This window comes from Haloplanus rubicundus (assembly GCF_003342675.1).
GTDB lineage: Archaea > Halobacteriota > Halobacteria > Halobacteriales > Haloferacaceae > Haloplanus > Haloplanus rubicundus.
In genome coordinates, this window is sequence record NZ_CP031148.1 from 2053803 (window position 1) to 2074073 (window position 20271).

General features: G+C 67.9%; 21 protein-coding genes and 1 pseudogene. 8 read left to right on the forward strand and 14 right to left on the reverse strand.

Annotation, left to right across the window (positions count from 1 at the left end):
• Positions 1-105 precede the first annotated feature (105 nt).
• The 5 genes from purE to purH all read right to left on the reverse strand — a co-directional run bounded on the left by purE (position 106) and on the right by purH (position 5257).
• Positions 106-723 (reverse strand): 5-(carboxyamino)imidazole ribonucleotide mutase, encoded by a 618-nt coding sequence (purE, locus tag DU484_RS11475; protein ID WP_114586175.1) that lies wholly within the window; start codon positions 721-723, stop codon positions 106-108.
• Complete coding sequence (locus tag DU484_RS11480) at positions 720-1889, reverse strand: 5-(carboxyamino)imidazole ribonucleotide synthase (protein WP_114586176.1); 1170 nt, start codon at positions 1887-1889, stop codon at positions 720-722. The genes purE and DU484_RS11480 overlap by 4 nt, the downstream gene beginning before the upstream one ends.
• A gap of 25 nt (positions 1890-1914) precedes the next feature.
• Complete coding sequence (locus tag DU484_RS11485) at positions 1915-2613, reverse strand: sensor histidine kinase (RefSeq protein WP_114605954.1); 699 nt, start codon at positions 2611-2613, stop codon at positions 1915-1917.
• A gap of 15 nt (positions 2614-2628) precedes the next feature.
• Positions 2629-3459: a PAS domain S-box protein gene (locus tag DU484_RS11490; RefSeq protein ID WP_187347694.1), complete on the reverse strand. Its 831-nt coding sequence runs from the start codon at positions 3457-3459 to the stop codon at positions 2629-2631.
• Between the two features lie 223 nt (positions 3460-3682).
• Entirely contained in the window at positions 3683-5257 is a 1575-nt protein-coding gene (gene purH / locus DU484_RS11495) for a bifunctional phosphoribosylaminoimidazolecarboxamide formyltransferase/IMP cyclohydrolase (protein WP_114605956.1), read from the reverse strand.
• An 85-nt stretch (positions 5258-5342) separates the two neighbouring features.
• Between purH and purB the strand changes: the two genes are divergently transcribed.
• The 3 genes from purB to DU484_RS11510 all read left to right on the forward strand — a co-directional run bounded on the left by purB (position 5343) and on the right by DU484_RS11510 (position 7802).
• Positions 5343-6734, forward strand: coding sequence for an adenylosuccinate lyase (gene purB, locus DU484_RS11500; protein WP_114605957.1), 1392 nt, complete (start codon positions 5343-5345; stop codon positions 6732-6734).
• Between the two features lie 58 nt (positions 6735-6792).
• Positions 6793-7137, forward strand: coding sequence for a glutaredoxin family protein (locus DU484_RS11505; RefSeq protein WP_114586181.1), 345 nt, complete (start codon positions 6793-6795; stop codon positions 7135-7137).
• Between the two features lie 104 nt (positions 7138-7241).
• Positions 7242-7802 carry a DUF7110 family protein gene (locus DU484_RS11510; protein WP_114586182.1) on the forward strand — a complete coding sequence of 187 codons (561 nt, stop codon included), beginning with the start codon at positions 7242-7244 and terminating at the stop codon, positions 7800-7802.
• Here DU484_RS11510 and DU484_RS11515 read toward each other — a convergent pair.
• Positions 7799-8314 (reverse strand): metal-dependent hydrolase, encoded by a 516-nt coding sequence (locus tag DU484_RS11515; protein ID WP_114586183.1) that lies wholly within the window; start codon positions 8312-8314, stop codon positions 7799-7801. The genes DU484_RS11510 and DU484_RS11515 overlap by 4 nt on opposite strands.
• Positions 8307-8768, reverse strand: coding sequence for a hypothetical protein (locus DU484_RS11520; protein ID WP_114605958.1), 462 nt, complete (start codon positions 8766-8768; stop codon positions 8307-8309). The genes DU484_RS11515 and DU484_RS11520 overlap by 8 nt, the downstream gene beginning before the upstream one ends.
• A gap of 92 nt (positions 8769-8860) precedes the next feature.
• Here DU484_RS11520 and DU484_RS11525 point away from each other — a divergent pair, with 92 nt between their 5' ends.
• From DU484_RS11525 to DU484_RS11540, 4 genes are all read left to right on the forward strand, one after another.
• The gene (locus tag DU484_RS11525) at positions 8861-9043 is read left to right on the forward strand and encodes a DUF5786 family protein (RefSeq protein ID WP_114586185.1); all 183 of its coding nucleotides are present in this window, start codon (positions 8861-8863) and stop codon (positions 9041-9043) included.
• Between the two features lie 111 nt (positions 9044-9154).
• The gene (locus DU484_RS11530) at positions 9155-10123 is read left to right on the forward strand and encodes a phosphoadenosine phosphosulfate reductase family protein (RefSeq protein ID WP_114586186.1); all 969 of its coding nucleotides are present in this window, start codon (positions 9155-9157) and stop codon (positions 10121-10123) included.
• 101 nt (positions 10124-10224) lie between these two features.
• On the forward strand, positions 10225-10944 hold the full coding sequence (locus DU484_RS11535; protein WP_114586187.1) for a diphthine--ammonia ligase: 720 nt from the start codon (positions 10225-10227) through the stop codon (positions 10942-10944).
• Between the two features lie 31 nt (positions 10945-10975).
• Positions 10976-11467: a type IV pilin gene (locus DU484_RS11540; RefSeq protein ID WP_114586188.1), complete on the forward strand. Its 492-nt coding sequence runs from the start codon at positions 10976-10978 to the stop codon at positions 11465-11467.
• A 64-nt stretch (positions 11468-11531) separates the two neighbouring features.
• Here DU484_RS11540 and DU484_RS11545 read toward each other — a convergent pair whose 3' ends face one another.
• Complete coding sequence (locus tag DU484_RS11545) at positions 11532-12512, reverse strand: sugar phosphate nucleotidyltransferase (protein ID WP_114586189.1); 981 nt, start codon at positions 12510-12512, stop codon at positions 11532-11534.
• Between the two features lie 88 nt (positions 12513-12600).
• On the opposite strand from DU484_RS11545, the gene DU484_RS11550 reads away from it, so the two are divergent.
• The gene (locus DU484_RS11550) at positions 12601-12888 is read left to right on the forward strand and encodes a transcriptional regulator (RefSeq protein WP_114586190.1); all 288 of its coding nucleotides are present in this window, start codon (positions 12601-12603) and stop codon (positions 12886-12888) included.
• 357 nt (positions 12889-13245) lie between these two features.
• Here DU484_RS11550 and DU484_RS20430 read toward each other — a convergent pair.
• From DU484_RS20430 to hpt, 6 genes and pseudogenes are all read right to left on the reverse strand, one after another.
• Positions 13246-14469 (reverse strand): annotated as a pseudogene (locus DU484_RS20430) (ABC transporter ATP-binding protein); the annotation flags it as partial.
• A complete protein-coding gene (locus DU484_RS11560) occupies positions 14466-15530 on the reverse strand; it encodes an ABC transporter ATP-binding protein (RefSeq protein ID WP_114605960.1) in 1065 nt (354 codons plus the stop codon). The pseudogene DU484_RS20430 and the gene DU484_RS11560, both read right to left, overlap by 4 nt.
• Positions 15527-16693: an ABC transporter permease gene (locus tag DU484_RS11565; RefSeq protein ID WP_114605961.1), complete on the reverse strand. Its 1167-nt coding sequence runs from the start codon at positions 16691-16693 to the stop codon at positions 15527-15529. Before DU484_RS11565 ends, DU484_RS11560 begins: the two co-directional genes overlap by 4 nt.
• Complete coding sequence (locus DU484_RS11570; protein ID WP_114586193.1) at positions 16693-17661, reverse strand: ABC transporter permease; 969 nt, start codon at positions 17659-17661, stop codon at positions 16693-16695. The genes DU484_RS11565 and DU484_RS11570 overlap by 1 nt, the downstream gene beginning before the upstream one ends.
• A 109-nt stretch (positions 17662-17770) precedes the next feature.
• Complete coding sequence (locus DU484_RS11575; RefSeq protein ID WP_114605962.1) at positions 17771-19621, reverse strand: ABC transporter substrate-binding protein; 1851 nt, start codon at positions 19619-19621, stop codon at positions 17771-17773.
• 75 nt (positions 19622-19696) lie between these two features.
• The gene (gene hpt, locus DU484_RS11580) at positions 19697-20263 is read right to left on the reverse strand and encodes a hypoxanthine/guanine phosphoribosyltransferase (protein ID WP_114586195.1); all 567 of its coding nucleotides are present in this window, start codon (positions 20261-20263) and stop codon (positions 19697-19699) included.
• Positions 20264-20271: the final 8 nt, after the last annotated feature.

Sequence of the window (20271 nt, forward strand, 5' to 3'; positions counted from 1 at the left end):
GCCGATTTCGCGCCCGTCTACGGTCCTTTTAGGGGCTGTCGTCGCGTCTACTCGGCGGTGTGTCCGACCGGCCGACAGGGGACCGCCACCCCCGACCGCGTCGACCTACTCCGACCGCTCGCGGAAGCCGTCGATACCCAGGTCGTGCAGCGCCCGCGACACCCCCGCCACGCCCGCCCGCAACGCGTCGTGTTCGGCGTCCAGTCGCTCGACCAGTTCCGCGTGTTCGCGCGCCAGAATCTGGACCGCCGACAGCGCCGCGTTGTAGGACTTGCCCGCGTCGACGGCGACGATGGGCGCGCCCGTCGGCATGCCGATCACCGAATCGACCGATTTCTCCTGGACCGGCACGCCGATCACCGGGAGCGGGTAGGCGATGGAGGCCGTCATGTTCGGCAGGTCCGCGGACTTCCCGCCCGCTCCCGCGATGAGCACGTCCAGTCCGCGGTCGGCCGCCGTCTCGCCGTACGCGTACATCAGGTCCGGCGTTCGGTGGGCGGAGACGACGTAGCTCTCGAAGGTGAAGCGGGCCTCGGGCGGGTCGTCGTAGTCGGTCTGCTCGGCGAAGCCGAGTTCGCGGAGGGCGTCGTACGCCCCCGCCATCACGTCGAGGTCCGAGTCCGATCCCATGATGATACCCACCTCGGGCGTCTCCTCGGTCGGTCGGTCGGCGTCCGCCTGTGCGTGCAGTTCGTCGATCAGGTCGTCGATGTCGTCGGTCATCGGAAGGTGAGTGCGTCGCGCAGTTCGCGTGTCGATTCGAGGAGTGCGGTCACGTCCGCCGGCGTCCCGTCCTCGCGGGTCGCCGTCACGTGTCCCATCTTGCGGAGCGGGCGCACCGAGTCTTTGCCGTACCAGTGGAGGTGGGCCGACTCCGCTTCGAGGACGGCCTCGACGCCGGCGAGTTCGGCCGGTCGCGTCTCGTCGACGGTCCCCAAAACGTTCGCGCTCACCGTCGGCGCGCGCTGTCGGGTCGATCCCAGCGGCCAGCCCAGGACGGCACGGGCGTGCTGTTCGAACTGCGAGGTGACCGCCCCCTCGATACTCCAGTGCCCGGAGTTGTGGGGGCGCGGGGCGATTTCGTTGACCAAGATATCCCCCTCGGGAGTCTCGAACAGTTCGATGCCGAAGACGCCGCGGCCGTCGAGGGCGTCGAGCACCTCGCGGGCGACGGTCTGGGCGCGCTCTTTCACCGCCTCGCTCGTCCGCGCCGGGACGACCGTCTCGCGCAGGATCTCTTCCTCGTGGACGTTCTCGCCGACGGGGAACGTTCGCACCTCGCCGTCGCCCTGCACGCCGATGACGGAGACTTCGCGCTCGAAGTCGACGAACGCCTCCGCCAGCGCGGCCGGGTCGTCGGCCGACCCGACGGTTTCGATGGCGTCCTCGGCCTCCTCCGGCGAGCGGACCGGGACGTTGCCCCGGCCGTCGTAGCCGCCCTCCCGAGCTTTCAGCATCACGGCGCCGAACTCCTCGACGGCGGCTTCGAGGTCGGCCACCGAGTCGACGCGGCGGTACTCGGGGACCGGAATCCCGGCCTCGGTCAGCATCTCCTTCTCCAGGAACTTGTCCTGAATCGTTCGCAGCGTTTCGGGCGTCGGGTGGACCGGCACGTCCGCCGCCTCGCTCGCGTCCGCGAGGTGGTCCGGGTCCGCGAGTTCGATTTCGTAGGTCAGCGCGTCGGCGCGGTCGGCCAGCCGACCGATGGCGTCCGGATCGTCGAAGTCGCCGACGATCTGATCGCGCGCGACGGGCGCGGCCGGACAGTCCGGCGTCGGGTCGAGCACGATGGTCTCGACGCCGAGCGGGGCCGCCGCCTCGGCGAGCATCCGGCCGAGCTGGCCGCCGCCGACCACGCCGAGCGTCGGTCCGGGGACGGTTATCGTCATGGGTGGTCGTGGTTTCGAGCCGCGCTTAAACGTTGTTACCGCGGTCGACGGCTCCCGACGGTCCGGGCCGATTCGACGCGTCCGGCGCGTCGGATCGACGCTCAGTCGACGAACTCGACGCCGGTGATTTCGAACCGGGCGCCACCGCTCTCGCCAGTCCGAGCGCGGATGGACCAGCCGTGGGCTTCGACGATTTCTTCGACGATGGACAGTCCGAAACCCGTCCCAGCTTTGAGCGTCGTGTAGCCGCTCTCGAATATCCGATCCTGCTCCGCGGTGGAATCCCCGCACCGTCGTCTTCGACGTACACGCCGGTTCGATCCGGGAGCACGCCGGCCGTGATCCGGACCGACGCTTCGTTGTGTTCGACGGCGTCACCGGTCTCCGACCGGTTGCCCGCCGAGCCGTGCTCGACGGCGTTCCGGAGCAGGTTCTCCATCGCCTCCTTCAGCCGACTCGGGTCACACCGAATCCGGGCGGAGCCAGCGACGGCCACCGTCGTCCGCATCGTCGCCACGTTGCTACTGCTCGCGTCCACGACGTCGGCGAAGTCGACGGCGGTGAGTTCGTCGATGGTCTCGCCGGTCCGGGCGAGCGTGAGGAGGTCTTCCAACAGGTCGTTCATCTGGGCGAGCGACCGGGCGGTCGTTTCGAGGTGAGGACTCTCACACTCCCGGCGGGCGATGTCGAGGTGCCCGTCGGCGACGTTCAGCGGGTTCCGCAGATCGTGGGCGACGGTCTACGTGAACTGGTCCAGGGTCTCGTTCTTTCTCGCGAGATCCCGCTCGCGGGTCTTTCGCTCCGTGATGTCGCGCGTGAAGCCGACGACACGCTGGACGGTCCCGTCGTCGTCCGTGACCGGTTTGCAGTGTGACTCCACCCAGAGTTGCATCCCGGAGGCGTGATCGACTCGAAACTCGACTTGCTGGGCCGTTCCGGCCGAGGCACGTTCCATCGCCAGTGTCACTCGGTCGCGGTCGTCGTCGTGTACCACGTCCAGAAAGGCGCTCGGATCGGTACGGATCGTCTCGGGGGATTGACCGAAGACGTCCTCGTATGCGGCGTTGACGAACAGGAGTTCCCCCCAGTCGGCGGAGAACGTCCACAGGACGTCGTTCGAGGTCTGGGCCAGTTCGTGCAGCCGCTCGTCCGCACGGGCGGCGCTTCGCTCCATCCGGCGACGCTCGACGTGAGAGACGACCTTCCGAGCGACGAGCGCGTGTTGGCTGCCGATGGGTTCCTGAATGATGTAATCGGTGACGCCCGCCGAGATGGCCTCGCTCGCGGCTACCTCGCTCCCGGTCTCCGTGAACATGATAAACGGGAGCGACGCGTCGACCGCGCGAACGTCCCGGAGTAACGCCACGCCCGTCCGTTCCGGCATGTGATAGTCGCTCAACACGCAGTCGACGTCCCCGTTGCGGACCGCCTCGATCCCCTCGTCCGCGGACAGCGCCGTCCGCACGGTCAGCCGCTCGTTCTCGCGTTCCAGCCCCCTGACCAGAAGCTCCAAGAGATCCGGATCGTCGTTCACGTAGAGGACCGTGATCGTATCGCCGACACTCTGCACTCGCGGAACCACGCCCACCGAACGCATATGCTTTCGGCGTCGGGTATCAGCCCCGATAATCGGGCTACACGCAACCCCCGCTCCGCGTCCGAAGCGTGGTTTTCAGTCGTGTCTAAAGCCGCGCGAGACTCACTGTCGCTCGTCTCGCTGGCTTCAGGCACTAATCGTGCCGGAAGCACCACGGGACTCGCTCCGCTCGTCCCGTGAACTTCAGACACTCCTTTCAGTCGTGTCTGAAGCACCGCTTTCCGGTGAACGCCATCGCCATGTCGTGGTCGTCCGCGGCGGCGACGACGTCCTCGTCGTTGACGGAGCCGCCGGGCTGGATCACGGCCGAAACCCCCGACTTGGCCGCCTCCTCCACCCCGTCCGGGAACGGGAAGAACGCGTCGGAGGCCATCACGGCCCCCTCGGCGCCCTTTCCTTCGGCGTGTTCGTCCGCTTTCATCGCCGCCAGCCGCACGGCGTCGACGCGGCTGACCTGCCCCATGCCGATGCCGACCGTCTCCGTCCCCGACGCGAACAGGATGGCGTTGGATTTGACGTGTTTCAGCGTCCGCCACGCGAACAGCATCGTCTCGATCTCCTCGTCGGTGGGGTCGCGTTCGGTGACGACCTCCAGATCCTCGCGGCTCGGCGCCCAGTCGTCGCGTTCCTGGACGAGGCGGCCGCCGGTCAGCGGCTTTTCGGTCAGCGCGTCGGTGCGTTCGGTCAACTCGCCCACGTCGAGGACGCGGAGGTTCTCCGTCTCGGTGAGGACGTCCAAGGCGCCGTCGGTGTAGCCGGGCGCGACGACGACTTCCTTGAACGAGTCGACGATGGATTCGGCGGTGGCGGCGTCGCAGGGGCGGTTCAAGGCGACGATGCCGCCGAAGGCGCTCATGGCGTCGGTCGCGAGGGCGTCGTCGTAGGCCTGTGAGAGCGAGTCGGCGGTCGCACACCCCGCCGGGTTGGTGTGTTTGATCACCGCGGCCGCGGGCTCCTCGAACTCCCGGATCAGATCGAGGGCGGCGTCGGCGTCGTTGTAGTTGTTGTACGACAGCGCCTTCGCCCCCTCGTTCAACTGCGGGGCGGCGACGACGCTCGCGGCGTCGCTCGCGGCGTCGGCGTACAGCGCGGCGTCCTGGTGGGGGTTCTCGCCGTAGCGCAGCGTCCGGCTGCGGTCGTCGGAGACGGCGCGGCGGGTGGGGAACTGACCGGCCTCGTCGCCCTCGACGCGAACCTCGCCGTCCGCGACGGTGACGCGGTCCTCCGCGAACCACCTCACAGCGCGTGGGTACGCCTTGAACTCCGCCTCGTGGAGGACACGTCGCTTCAGGTCGTCGGCGTCGTCGCCCTCGTAGACCGGCACCGCCTCCTGCGTGACGATGGGACCGGCGTCGAGTTCCTCGGTGGCGACGTGGACGGTACAGCCCGTGGTGCGAACGCCGGCCGCGAGCGCCTGTTCGTGGGCGTCCTCACCACGGAATGCGGGGAGCAGGGAGGGGTGGACGTTGAGGGTGGTCGGCAGGGCCTCCAGCATCTCCCCGGAGAGGACGCGCATGTAGCCGTCCATGCAGACCAGGTCGAACTCGTAGTCGTTGAGGTGGTCGCGCACCCGCGACTCGTGGTCGGCACGAGTGTCGTCGCCGCGCTCGACGACTTCGGTCGGGATGCCGCGGTCGGCGGCCGCCGACAGCACCGGCGCCGACTCGTGGTCGGTGAGGACTGCGGCCACCTCGGCGCCGCCGGGCGCCAGGTCCGCGATGTGCATCAGGTTCCGTCCGCGATTGCCGGCGAGACCCGCGATTCGGAGCATGGTGGTGGGAGGCGGGCGCGAGGGAAAAACAGTTGCGACTCGGCGGACCGGTACGCTTTTGCGCCGTCCACGGCGACTCCGGAGCATGACCGATCTGCCACGGAGCGACCCGCTCGCGGCCGTCTCGCCGCTCGACGGGCGCTACGCGCGCTACACCGAACCGCTGGTGCCCTACGCCAGCGAGTCGGCGCTCATGCGGGCACGGGTCCGCGTCGAAGTCGAGTATCTCCTCGCGCTCGCGGACCTCGACGCGACACCGGTCGCCGTCGACGGCACGGAACGCGAGTCGTTGCGCGACTGCTATCAGGACTTCGACGCCGACGACGCCCGCCTGATCAAGCGCCTCGAAACCGAGGGTGCGGCGGGCTACAGCGCGACCAACCACGACGTGAAGGCGGTGGAGTACTTCCTGCAGACGGAGACGCGAGCATCGCTCCACCCGTGGATCCACTTCGGCCTGACCAGCGAGGACGTGAACAACCTCGCGCACCGCCTCCTGCTCGAACCCGCCGTCGAGGAGGTACTCCTGCCCGCGCTCGCAGGCGTGCGAGACGAACTGACGACGCTCGCCCGCGACTATCGGGACACGCCGATGCTCGCGCGCACCCACGGCCAGCCGGCGACGCCCACGACGTTCGGCAAGGAGATGGCCGTCGTCGCCGCGCGCCTCGGGCGGACGATGGGCCGGGTCCGCGAGGCTGCGGACTCGCTTTCGGGCAAACTCGCCGGCGCTTCGGGCACCTACGCCGCCCACGACGCCGCCTACCCCGACGTGGACTGGCCGGCCTTTTCCCGCGAGTTCGTCACGGGGCTCGGCCTCGATCATACGCCGCTCGCGACGCAGGTCAACCCCTGTGACGACATCGCCACCCTGTTCGACGCCCTCCGCGGCGTCAACAACGTCCTCCGGGATCTGGACCTCGACGCGTGGCTCTACGTCTCCGACCGGTATCTGGGACAGCGCGCCGTCGCGGGCGAGACGGGGTCGTCGACGATGCCCCACAAGGTGAACCCCATCGACTTCGAGAACAGCGAGGGGAACCTCTCGAAGGCCAACGCGGACCTGACCTTCCTCGCGGACTACGTGACCACCTCGCGACTCCAGCGCGACCTCTCGGATTCGACGGTCAAACGCAATATGGGCGCGGCGCTCGGCCACTGCCTCATCGCCTACCGCAAGACCGAGGCCGGGCTGGAGAAGGTGGTGCCGAACGAGCAGGTGATGCGCGAGGAACTAGAGGCGACGCCCGAAGTGATCGGCGAGGCGGTTCAGACGATTCTGCGCCGCGAGGGCGACACCGAGGCCTACGAGCGCGTGAAGGAGCTCACGCGAGGGGAGCGGGTGACCATCGAGGACTTCCGCGACCTGTTCGAGGACCTAGACGTGGACGCGCCGGTGCGCGAGGAGCTCCGGGCGTTGACGCCGGCGACGTACACCGGGGTGGCGGCGACTCTCGCGGATTCGGCGCCGGAGTAGGCAGTCCCTTCCACGTCGGTGCGCAACCCCTTTCACTCGCCGTACCGTACGCAGAGCCATGACGTTCCAACCCGGGAGCGACCTGGACGCCGACACCGTACAGGAGCGGGTCGACACCGCCATCGAGGAAAACGACGTGGTGCTGTTCATGAAGGGCAACCGGCTCATGCCCCAGTGTGGCTACTCCCAGCGGGCGCTCGAACTCGTCTCCCAGTACGTCGACGACTTCGAGACGGTGGACGTGTTGCCGGCGCTGCCGGAGTTCCGCGAGGCGCTCGAATCCCACAGCGGGTGGGAGACGACGCCCCAGACGTACGTCGAGGGCGAGTTCGTCGGCGGGAGCGACGTGCTCGCGGAACTCGACGAGCGCGGTGAACTCGAGGCGACGCTCGCGGGCGAGTAGCCCGACGTGTTCGCCATCCAATGAGAACAGCAGGTCATATAAGCATACGCCCCGTACACTCCGGTAGACGGGCGTAGTGGTGCCACCCTCGCCGAGAACAAACTATGTCAGGCCGCGTATATCGACTCCATTCGACGCTCGAACTGCCACTCGAAGACGTGCAAGAATACTTCGAGGGGGACCCCGACCTCCCCCCCGAAATCGCGGACGTAACCCTCACTCGACGGAACAACACGCTCATCCTCAAGGCCGTCTCGGAGGACGAAAACCTGAGCAAGTACACCCCGACGGCCCAGCTGAAAGCCAGCGTCACCGAGACGCGGGTGTACGAGGAGGAGCCGCCACGCGCCGGCGGGCCGTGGCAGGAGGAAGAGGAGGAGATTCCCTCCGAACTCGTGGAGTTCGCCTGCTTCAAAGGCGACCGCGAGACGGTGCTCCAGAACACCGCGCTCCAGTACCCCATGTTCCTCGTCCTGCGGGACATCGCCCGCATGGCCGAGAAGGGGACGCTCACCGCCATCGTCGAGGAGGACGACGAACTCAAGGCGACCCGAATCGTCGAGGGCGAGGACCGCCCCGCCTCCGTCGAAGTCGTCGAGAACCCCAGCCAGTCCCAAGCCGAGAAGAACGGCGTGAACTGGCGAGACAATCAGTTCATCAGCTAGTTCCGACCGTCCGACACCCACCCCACTCGTTTCTGCCGACGATTCGCTAGCCACGCCAGCGCCGCACACGCCGCGGCGACGACGGCCGGCCATCGCGCCGAACTCAGATACAGCTCCGGCCCCGGCAGCCCGGCCGCAGTCATCGGCCACAGGTAGGGGTGGCTGTACCCCGACGGAAAGAGGAGGAGGTAGTCGAGCAGGAAATGCGACAGGGTACCCAGCGCCAGCATGGCGGCCGTGCGGCGCCGAAGTCGGGGTGGGACGAGGAGCGTCCCGAGTCCGAGTACGACACTCACGCCACCGACGGTCAGGAGCGCGTCCCAGTCGAACGGCACGCCGAGTAGCGACTCGACGGCCGACGCCGGGACGACGAGTCCGATGCGATTGAGGTCGGGTACGAGGCCACCGACCATCGCGGCCGTCACCATCGCGGGCGTGATCCGATCGTCACGGAGCGACAGGAGCGCCGCGAGGACGTAGGCGGTCAGGACGTGCGTCAGCAGGTCAGCCATCCCCGTCCTCCCGGGGTACGATGACCCAGCGGTCGGTGTCGACGCGCCACGTCCGCACGACTCGACCGAGCGTGAGCATCCCGCCGAGCGCCGACACGGCGTAGAGGTAGGTGATCTCCCACGGCGCGCGGACGACGGCTCGGTCGCTTCGGATCGTCCCGTCCTCGTAGGTTCCGTAGAGCCACACGTCGGTACCCGGGTCGGCGTCGAGGCCGTGGACGATCACCGTGGGACCGCCGCCGAGGTCGAGGCGGGCGCCCCCGGGCGCGTCGCCGCGGGCGGTGCCGGCGACGACCACCCGGTCACCCGTCGCGAGCGTTCCGGAACCGACGGCGCCGTTGCCCGGGAACCGTCCCGCCGCCGGATCGGGGGTCAGCGTACCGTGAGCCACGAGGAGAGCGCCGAGCGCGAGGATGAGGACGGCGGCGACGCCCCGACGCGGAATCGGCCGCATGGGGGCACCGTTCCACGGCGCCATGTATGAGAGTGTCGAACGTAGCGGCGACGGATCGGGCGTTTTAATCCACGGCACACGAACGGTCACATATGGGTTTTGGGAGCTACGACGAATCCGAACAGCAGAACCAGAACGTCGACGCCGACGACGACGGTGAGGGCGTCTCCGTCCACGAGAACGACCACGAGGGCACGGTCAGCTTCGAGACGGACGCGTCGACCGACGACCTGATCGACCAACTCGGCGAGATGAAAGACGAGGACGACGAGTAGACACCCCACTCGGCGGCGCGTCGATTCCGCGAGTGTTACCGCCCCACACGCCCGTGACGGCGGGCGGAGTCAAAAAACACTTTAGCGAGGCTAATTACATATTATTATACGATGAGCGAGTTCCCCGACTACCTCGACGTCGACTACACGGACGGCGAGGGCGAGACGCCGGACGACTATCCGACGCTCGAAGACAAGATCGAGAAGGCCATCGAGGTCACCCGACAGGGCCTCGAACAGTACGAGAACCCCGCCGTGATGTGGACCGGCGGCAAGGACTCGACGCTCACGCTCTACTTCATCAAGGAGGTCGCCGAGCAGTTCGACCTCGAGACGCCGCCCGCGGTCTTCATCGACCACTACCAGCATTTCGACGCCATCCACGACTTCGTGGAGCACTGGGCCGAGGAGTGGGACCTCGACGTGATCTACGCCAAAAACGAGGACGTGGGCGCGTACGTCGGCGAGCACGGGCTGGAGCCGGGTGACGACATCCCGGTCTCGGAACTGTCCGAGCACAACCAGCACCACATCCGCAACATTCTGGAGTACGAGGAGGACGACTTCCCGTTCCTGCTCGACACCTACGTCGGCAACCACCTGCTGAAGACCGTCGCGCTCAACGACGCACTGGAGGAGTACGGCATCGACGGCGTCATCTCCGGCGTCCGTTGGGACGAACAGGAGGCGCGCGCGGACGAGACGTTCTTCAGCCCGCGCCACGACCCCGACATCTACCCGCCCCACGACCGCATCCAGCCGATCCTACAGTTCGCGGAGCCGGACGTGTGGGACGCCTTCTGGAACTACGTCGTCCCCGACACCGTCGCCGACTTCCCGGACGAGGGCTACGTCCCGCAGGGTTCCGAGGACCTGCCGAACGGCCTCACGCAGGCCGACATCCCCGTCAGCCCGAAGTACTTCGCCGGCTTCCGGTCGCTGGGCAGCGAGGTCAGCACCGAGAAGTCCGACGAGGAGCCCGCGTGGCTCCAGGACATGGCGAACACGACCGAACGCGCCGGCCGCGCCCAGGACAAGGAGGACCTCATGGAGCGCCTCCGCGACCTGGGCTACATGTAAGCTCGGCCAGTCCACCCCCTTTTCGCCGCCCGCCGCGAACGTCGAGCGCCCGCGGCTGACGAACCACAGTTCCTAACCGCTCACTCCGCCTAGCGACGGTGATGACCGACGACAGCGAGGGCGACGGCGCGTGGGCGAGCCTCTTCTCCGGCGGCAAGGACTCCTCGTGGGCGCTGTATCGCGCGCTCGAGGACGGCCTGAACGTGACCACGCTCGTGACCGTCCATCCCGGCGACGACTCCTACATGTACCACGTCCCGGCGACGGATCTCGCCGCACTGGCGGCCGAGAGCGTCGGGATCGACTTGCTGGAAGTCGATCCCGGTGACCTCGGCGCGGCGACGGCGACCGACTCGGCGGCCCAGGGCGACGCCGAACTCGAACCGCTGGAGGCGGCGCTTCGCGAACTGTCGCCGTTGACCGGCGTCACCGCCGGCGCCGTCGAGAGCGAGTTCCAGACGAGCCGTATCGAGGCGATGTGCGAGCGGCTGGGACTCGACCTCTACGCACCCCTCTGGCAGCGCGACCCCGTCACGCTGGCCGAGGAGATGCTCGACGCTGGCTTCGAAATCCTGATCGTCCAGGTCGCGGCCGCCGGCCTCGACGAGTCGTGGCTCGGCCGACGCCTCGACGCCGACACCCTCGACGAACTGATCGCCCTGAACGAACGGTACGGCGTCCACCCCCTCGGTGAGGGTGGGGAGTTCGAGACGCTGGTGGTCGACGGGCCACACATGTCCCGGCCCATCGAACTGGAGTGGGAGCGAGTGTGGGAGGGGTCGCGTGGCCACCTGCGGGTGACGGACGCGTGGCTGGGGTGACATTATACTACACCCACCCGAACGGGGTCGTATGTCCGGAGTCCTCCGCCGGGACGGCCGCGCGATATCGCCGGTCGTCGGGGTCGCCCTGCTGCTCGCGCTCGTCGTCGTGTTGGCCGCGGTGCTCGGCAGTCTCCTCCTCGGAATCGAACCGCCCCCCGATCCGACGCCGCAGTACAGCTACGGCACCGAGTACCACGCCGACGGGGACGGGAACACGAACGACCGGCCGTACGTCGTGTTGACGCTCGAAGGCGGACAGGTCGAGGTCGGCGAACACTTCTACATCACCGACAGTTCGGGGAACGAGGTGCGGTGGGACGCCGTGTGGACGACCGCCGGTCCGCTAACCGCCGGCGACTACGCGCACATCGACGGCTACGGGAGCGACAGCGCCCTGAACCCCGCCTGCGAGGGCGAGACGTATCGGTTCGTCCACCGCCCCGGCGACGGCGAGAGCGCCGTACTGGCGACGGTCGAGATCGACCAGCCGGCGGTCGGGCCGGCGGCCGTCCACTGTTAGTAGCGGTTGCACGTCATCGCACAGCCGACCCCAGTACGGCCCACGATCGGCCGTGCAGACAGTTTCACTCGCTACTATCGTCGCCGTTCGTCATCGTGGAGTGCGCGCCGATGAGCGCGTCCGCGAGGTCGAGGTTCTCGATCCGCGTCTCCTCGTCGATGATCGACCCGCGAACGTCGGCGTCGCGGATGGTGGCGTTCGGGAAGACGACGGTGCGTTCGAGCGTCGAGTCGGCGACGTCGGCGCCGGCCATCACGTGGACGTTCCCACGCAGTTCGACGTTCTCGACCGTCGCGTTCGGGTGGACGCGGTTGTCGCCGTCGAGATGCCAGGCGACGGCGTCGAGGTAGCTCTCCGGCGTCCCGATGTCGAACCACGCGCCGTCGAAAGTGAACGCGTGGACCGGCTGGCGGGCCTGCATCCACTGGATGAACCACCCCGGCTCGTCGGGGTTCTCGCCGGCGTCGAGATACTCCTCGAACAGCGGGAGGGTGTCGGCGGGGAAGGCGTAACACGCGATGGAGACGAGCGTGCTCTTCGGGTCGTCGGGTTTCTCCTGGAAGTCGACGACTCGGTCGCCGTCGAGTTCGACCAGTCCGTACGACCGCGCCCGCTCTTTCGATCCCACGTCGTAGGCGGCGATGGCCGGCGTGCCCTTGGCCTCGAAGAAGTCGACGAACTCCGACACGTCGAAGCTGATGAGGTTGTCACCGGCGACGACGACCAGGTCCTCCTCGACGCCTTCGCGGTCGATGAGCTGGGCGAGCGCGCCGACGACGCCGAACTTCTCGTCCTCGTCCGTCGTCTCCTCGACGGACAGGGTGGGCTTCTCGAACTCGCCCTCGGCGATATACGTCGTAAACTCGTCGGCGAAGCGCTCGTTGGTGCTGACGTACACCTCGGAGATCCGGTCGTCGGCCTCCAGATCCTCGAAGACGGTGTCGATGACCGTCGTGTCGCCGACCGGGAGAAACATCTTCGGCCGATGTTTGGTGATCGGCCAGAGTCGCGTCGCGTACCCCCCTGCCAGGACGATGGCCTTCATACCCCACCCGACCGACCACAGCGACAAGTTCTTTTTGTATCCTCGACGCCGAGGAAAGGGATTTGTCCCAGCGACCCCAACGGCGGCCATGGAGTCGACGACGCGGGAACGCATCGCGGCGGCGCTTCGGGAATCCCCGGCGACGGCGAGTGACCTCTCGGCACGCGTCGGCACTTCCCGCTCGGCCGTCTACGACCACCTCCGACACGTCGCCCGGTCGCTCCGCGGCGACGACGGCGACGAACGGGTCCTGGTCTCCCCGCCGACCTGTCGGGACTGCGGGTTCGACGGCTTCGACGACCCGATCAACCACCCCTCCACCTGTCCCGAGTGTCGGAGCGAGAACGTGGCCGAACCGGCGTTCCGGATCGACTGATCGGCGCGGGACGAGATTCGATTGGACCGAGCCGGGTCAGCCGCGGTTCAGGTGACAGGCGCTCTCCCGGAGCGGCCCGAACGTCTCGTACAGTTCGTCGGCGGCGGCACCGGCTCGGCCGGCCAGCAGGGCGTCGATGGCCGCCCCGACCGACCGCTCGGCGTCCGAGTCCGACAGGGGTTCGGGGAGGCGGAAGGCCGACCGGACGGCGAGGCGGTCGACCCCGTCGCGGTCCCGGTCGTCCGCACACCGCGCGTCGAGGCGGTCGGCCACCGTCGACTCGTCGGCGTCGACGAGCGTCGCGACCCACACCCGGAAGCCCTTGATCGCGTCCCACTCGTCCGCCGAGAGGTCGGTCCCCGCGGGGACGAGTCCGGGTCGCTCGCGCCGACAGACGGTCGGAAACGCCTCCGCCAGGCGGTCGGCCGCGCCGTCGACGTCCCCGGCGACGATCCGATCCAGCGCCCCGGAGAGCGTCTCCTCCGCCCGCGCATCCGGGAGGGTCGGTGGGAGGTCGAACTCCTCGCGGATCGCCGCCCGCACCGCCTCGGGGTCGGCGGACTCGGGGTCGTCGTCCGCGGCGGCGTAGGTGCGGACCGCCTCGACGTCGATACCGTCCGCCGCCGTCCGCAGACGCAGGTTCAACACCGCCCGCCACGTCGTCGCGTCGAGGTCGTACTCCTCGTCGGGGATCACCTCCGGACACCGCGTGTGGAAGCGACAGCCCGGCGGCGGGTCGGACGGACTCGGCACGTCGCCGGTGAGTTTCGTCCCCTGCCCGCGGCGCCGCGGGTCGGCTATCGGCGTCGATCCGAGGAGTGCGCGGGTGTAGGGGTGCTGTGGGTCCTCGAACAGCTGCTCGGTCGGCGCCGTCTCGACGATTTCGCCGAGATACATCACGGCCACCCGATCACAGACTTCGCGGACGACGCCCATGTCGTGACTGATGACGACGATGGCGAGACCGAACTCGGCCTGTAACTCCTCGATCAGATCGAGGATGTCCGCCTGCACGCTCACGTCGAGCGCGCTCACGGGTTCGTCCGCGACGATCAGGTCGGGGTTGATAACCAGCGCCCGTGCCAGCCCCACCCGCTGTTTCTGCCCGCCGGAGAACTCGTGGGGGTAGCGGTCCATGTCGGCGGCGTCGAGGCCGACGCGCTCCAGCAGGTCGCCCACGATGCGCCGTCGGCGCTCCCGGTCGCGCATCCCGTGGACCCGCAGGGGTTCCGCCACCGACTCGCCGATGCTCATGCGCGGGTCGAAACTCGACGTGGGGTCCTGAAACACCATCTGTGCGCGCCGGCGGAACCGCTTGAGCGCCTTCTCGCCGTACTCGGTCACGTCCTCGCCGTCGAAGACGACGTGGCCGTCGGTCGGCTCCTCCAGTCGCAGCGCCGTCGTCGCCGCCGTCGACTTCCCACAGCCCGACTCGCCGACCAGCCCCAGCGTCTCCCCCCGGTCGACGGTGAAACTCACGCCGTCGACGGCGCGGACCCGCCCCACCTCGTTGCGGAGGACGCCCTCCGTGACCGGGTAGTGTTTGACGAGGCCCTCCACGTCGAGGAGCGGCCGGGTCATCGGTCGTCCTCCTCGGTATCGTCCTCGACCGGCCGCCCGCCGTCGGTCGGGACTGCCTCCTCTCCACGCACCACCGACGGATCGCCGCCGGGTTCGTAGTGGACACACGAGACGACGTGGTCGTCGTCGCCATCGACGGGGTAGACGGGGGGTTGCTCGCCCGCTCGACAGGCGTCGACGGCGTGCTCGCATCGCGGGTGGAACCGACAGCCGTCGGGCGGGTCGGTCGCCGACGGGAGTTTGCCGCCGATGGAGCGGGCGCCGCCCGTCCCCCGCCCCGGGAGACAGTCGAGGAGGGCGCGGGTGTAGGGGTGGGAGGGCCGCTCGAACACGTCGAAGACGCCGCCGCGTTCCATCACCTTGCCCGCGTACATGACGACGACGCGGTCGGCCACCTCGGCGACGACGCCGAGGTCGTGGGTGATGAGCAGGATGCTCATGTCGAACTCGGCCTGCAGTTCCGACAGGAGGCCGAGAATCTGGTTCTGGATGGTCACGTCGAGCGCCGTCGTCGGTTCGTCGGCGATCAGGAGGTCGGGATTGGTGGCGAGCGCCATCGCCAGCGCCACCCGCTGTTTCATGCCGCCGGAGAACTCGTGGGGGTAGTCGTCGAACCGGCGGGTCGCCTCCGGGATGCCGACCCGATCCAGCAGGTCGATACCGCGCTCCCGCGCCTCGGCCCGTTTCACGTCCTGGTGGAGTTGGATCGCCTCGACGATCTGCCACCCGACGGTGTAGACCGGGTTGAGCGCCCCCTGCGGGTTCTGGAAGACGTGGGCGATGCGGTCGCCGCGGAGCTTTCGGAGTTCGTCCTCGTCGAGCGTCGTCAGATCGCGGCCGTCGAAGACGATTTCCCCGCCGGCGATTTCCCCGGGCGGGATCCGGATGAGGCGCGTGATCGACTCGCCGGTGACGGTCTTGCCGCTGCCGGACTCGCCGACGAGACAGACCGTCTCGCCGCGGCCAACGTCGAAGCTCACGCCGTCGACGGCGCGGACGAGGCCCTCGTCGGTGTGGAAGACGGTGCGCAGGTCGCGGATCGAGAGTAGTGGTTCGGTCATGTCTCCTGTCGCGGGTCCAATGCGTCACGGAGCGCATCGCCCATGAAGTTGAACGCGAGGATGGTCGTAAAGAGGAACACGCCGGGGAACGTGGAGACCCACCACGCCGTCGAGAGGTCGCTCCGCCCGTTGGCGATGACCTGCCCCCACGAGGGGACGGTCGGATCGCCGAGCGAGAGAAAGGAGAGGGAGGCCTCGAAGAGGATGAAACCCGGGATCAACAGGGTCGCGGCGGTGATCACGCTGTTCGAGACGTTGGGGACGAGATGCCGCCGGATCACGTAGAGCGTGCCCGCGCCCGCGCTCCGGGCGGCGGTGATGTACTCCTCCTCGGCACGCTGGAGGGCTTCGGAGCGGACGAGACGCGCGATGGAGCCCCACCCCGTCAGCCCGAAGATGACGATGAACATGAACAGGCTGCCGCCGAAGAGGTAGGTGAGCAGGAGATAGAGGAAGAAAGCGGGGAAGACGAGTTGGATGTCGACGTAGCGCATCAGGAGTTCGTCGACGAGGCCGCTCCCGTAGGCCGCGACGGTGCCGACGGCCGTGCCGATGGTCACCACCAGCAGGGTGGAGATGAGACCCACCTTCATGCTCACCTGCATCCCGTAGACGACGAGGACGAGGATGTCTTTGCCGTCGCCGGTGGTGCCGAGCGGGTGGGCCATCGTCCCCTGACACCGGCCGTCGACGACGTCGCCGAGGCAGTTCACCGGCACCGTCGAGTCGACGCTGAGGTAGGCCGGCGGCTGGTAGGCCTGATCGAGCGCCAGCGTTGGCTTCTCCAGCAGGATCGGGCCGACGACGCCGATGCAGAAGACGACGAGCAGGTACGCGAGGCTCAGCACTGCCATCCGGTTTTTTTTGAACTCCCGCCAGTAGTACGCGGTCAGTCGCCGGTTGTCGTAGAGCGGGACGACGACGTAGAAGACGAGCGCGAGCAGCGTCGTCACGAACAGCCAGTCGAGTTGGGTGACGTTCCACTCGACGGGGACCGTGATCGTCGGGCGACTCGCCGGGAGGACGAGGTAGTCGTACAGGAAGGCGGCGACGAGGGCGAGGCCGGCGACGAGGGCGCCCCGGTCGCGCCGCGAGAGCGTCGACAGCCGACTCCCCGTCTCCTCCCAGTCGACCGATTCGAAGGTGTCCGGTTCCCCCGCCATCAGCGATCACCGTAGTCGATGCGCGGGTCGAGGACGGTGTAGGCCACGTCCTGTATCAGGTTGCCGATCACCGAAATGAAGGTGAAGATGAGCGTCGTCCCGAGCACGAGGGAGGTGTCCTGGGCGATGATGGCGTTGTACGAGAGTTGGCCGAGTCCCGGAATCCCGAAGACGACTTCGACGAGATACGAGGCGGCGAGGAAGATGCCGAGGATGTCGCCGACGAGGATGGTCATCAGCGGCACCGCCGCCGGGCGGAGGATGTGTCGGGTGAGGATGCGGTAGCCGTCCGCCCCTTTCGACTTCGCCGTCTTGACGAACTCGGCCTCGACGTACTCCAGGGCCTCCGCCCGCGAGTAGCGCATGATGCCCGCGATGGTGCCGGTGACGAGGACGACGACGGGGAGGACGAGCTGTCGCGCCATCCCGAGGCTGAAGAAGGGGAGGTCGGAGTCGAAGACGACGGGGAACCAGCCGAGCTGGACGCCGAAGACCAGCAGGAGGATGATCCCGAACCAGAAGTTGGGGATGGCGTAGCCGAAGAAGGCGAAGAAAGTGGCGGCGTAGTCGGTCCGCGTGTACTGGTGGGTCGCGGAGTAGAGGCCGATGGAGAGCCCGACCAGGATGGAGAGAATCGTCGTCGGCACGGAGTAGATCGCGGTGTAGGGAAGCGCGCTGGCGATGGCGTCGGTGACGGGCTGGGAGCGGCTCTGTGACCAGCCCCAGTTGAGCGTCGCCATGTTGGTCATGTACTCCCGGTACCGGTCCCACGGCGAGCGGTCGAGGCCGCGTCGGGCCTCGAACGCCTCCTCGGCGGCCTCGGCGGACCCGCCGCTGGCGGCCGCCTGGAACTGCATCTGTTCGGCCGCCGGATTCGGCGTGATGGCGAGCAGCCCCCACGTGATCGAGAGAATGAGAAACGTGGCGACGACGGCCCACACGACCCGCCGAACCACGTACCAGCGCATGCTCACCGGCCGGATCGACCTCCGCTACGCGTCGTCCGTCCGCCGACCGTCGCGGACGCGTCGTCGCCTCGAACCGGTGACCCGGGCGTGGGGGTCCGGGCGCCGCCGCTCATGCGAAGTACCACGTCTGGGAGTCCCAGCCCGTGTTGAACTCCTCGTCGTAGCCACGGACGTTCTCGGCGTAGCCGCTCACGCTCGACGGCATCGCGAGGAAGCCGAAGGGCTGTTCCTCGCTGATGAGGCCGAACGCCTCGCCGAACAGCTCCCGACGGCGCTCCTCGTCCGTCGTCGCCGTCGCCTGCTCGTACAGCGACGCGATGTCCTCGTCGGGGTAGTAGCCGTAGTAGTTGATGCCGCCCCGCTTCTCGAAGAAGCCCTTGCTGGAGGCGGGCGTGAACGGGTAGGTGTTGAACTGCAGGTTGATCGACATGTCCCACGGCTCGGCGCTCGTGGCCACGTCGCGCGGGCCGCCGTTGAAGACGCCTGCAGTCCACTCGGGCTCCGTCCCCTCCGGCGCCGACGTCTGGACGTAGTTGCTCTGGAACGTCGACGACGAGACGGCTTCGGGCTGGACCGCGATGCCCGCGTTCTCCTCGAACTCCTGAGCGATGAACTCGGCGATGGTCCCCTCGGTCGGCTGGCCGGAGTCGTAGTAGATGGACAGCGTCACCTGCTCGCCCGAGCCGTCGACGAGGCGTTCGCCGTCGTAGGCGTACTCCGTATCTGACAGCGCCGATTCGAGCGTGGAGCGGGTCCGTTCCGGCCCGTACCGGTCGCCGACGCCGAACTCCGTCACCTGGCTGTCGTCGTACCACTGCGACCACTTCGGCTGCATGGTCTGAGCGACCTGTCCGTAGCCACGGAGGATGTTGCCCACGACCGTCTCCTTGTCGACGGCGAAGCCGAGCGCCTGCCGGACCGCCTTCGATCGGAACGGTTCCCACCCGTTCGCCCGCATGTTGTAGACGATGATGCGGGCGTACGGCTGTGGCGTGACGTTGACGTTGACGTTCGGCAGGTTCTCGAAGCGGGTCGCCTTGTCCGGCGGGATGCCCGAGGAGTCGACTTCGCCCGACTCCAGAGCGCCGAGGCGCGTGCTCTCCTCGCTGATGACGCGCACGACCTGCTGGTCGAAGTAGGGGGCCTCCGTGAACCGCTCGGGCACTCCCTCCACGTCCTTGAGGTAGTAGTCGTCGTTTCGGGTGACGGTGTAGCGGGCCGAGCGCTCCCACTCGTCGTAGGTGTAGGGGCCGAGATTGCCCGTGTAGGCCAGCGTGTTGAGTTCCTCGTCCTGCTGGAGTCCCTCCGTGTCCTGCTCCGGGACGTACTTCTCCAGGATGCCCTTGGGGATGCACTGCTGGCGCCACAGGATCGGTTTGAACGGGAACGAGGGGTCGACCTCGAACAGGCTGATCTCGAACGTCCGGGTGCCCGTCCGCTCGACCGGGAGGGGTTCCCGCTCCCCGGAGTCCGGATTCACCCGGAACCACGCGTCGGCGTTGGGGTAGCCGCTCCAGTTGGGCCGGGCCTGGAAGACGTTCTTGATCATGTACACCCAGTCCTCGGCGGTCACCTGTCCGTAGCCCGCGCCCCACTCCAGGTTCTCCCGGAGTTCGATTTCGTAGACGCGGCCGTCGTCGGTCGAGTAGTCGGCCCACAGCGGGAATATCTCACGGTTCGGTTTGATCGCCCACGTCCCGTCGAGGGTGGCGGTGACGTACGATCCGGAGGTGGCGTCGGCGATGGTGAGCCAGTTGAGCGACTGCGCGTCGACGCTCGACGCCGAGACGTACGTCCCCTGGACGCTCCGGTCGGTGCTCCCCTCGTCGCCGCCGCTTCCGTTCCCCGAACAGCCAGCGAGTCCGGCGACCCCCGTCGCGCCGAGGAGTTTCAGTACGTCGCGTCGTCCCCGACGACCCGCCGTGTCCGAGTCGCTTCGGCGGTCGTTACCAGACGGCATACGTTTTCAAAACGGCGGTGCGCACTAATACCCATCGGTCACCGTAGAACCGCGTGACGACGGCGGGTTCGGCGGTTATCCGTCGCCGTGTGGGTCGGTGATGGTCACTTCGCCGTCCTCGACGGTGACGTTGATCAGCGTCTTGACGCTGTAGCCGGCATCGTCGAGTTCGTTCGGTCCCGCCTTCTTGATCACTGCCACCACGTCGATGACCTCCGCCCCGATGTGTTCGAGGGCGTCGAGGATGGCCTTCATCGTCCCGCCCGTCGAGAGCACGTCGTCGAGGACGAGCACCCGGTCGCCCGCGCCCACGTCGTTGATGTACATCTCGCTCTCGGAGTAGCCGGTCTGGGCGGCCAGCGACACCTCGCCGTCGAGGCCGTACTGGCGCTTGCGGATGACGACGAGCGGAATGTCGGTCATCAGCGAGACGGCAGTGGAGATGTGGATGCCCATCGCCGCCGGGGTGACGATTTTGTCCACGTCTTCCAGGTCCGCCTTGCGGATGATCTTGATGACGATTTCACGCAGGAGTTCGGGGCGGAGCATCGGCACCCCGTCGCTGACCGGGTGGACGAAGTACTCGTAATCCCCTTTCTCGATGATCGGCGCGTCGAGAAGCGACTGCCGCAACTGGTCCATGTCGACCG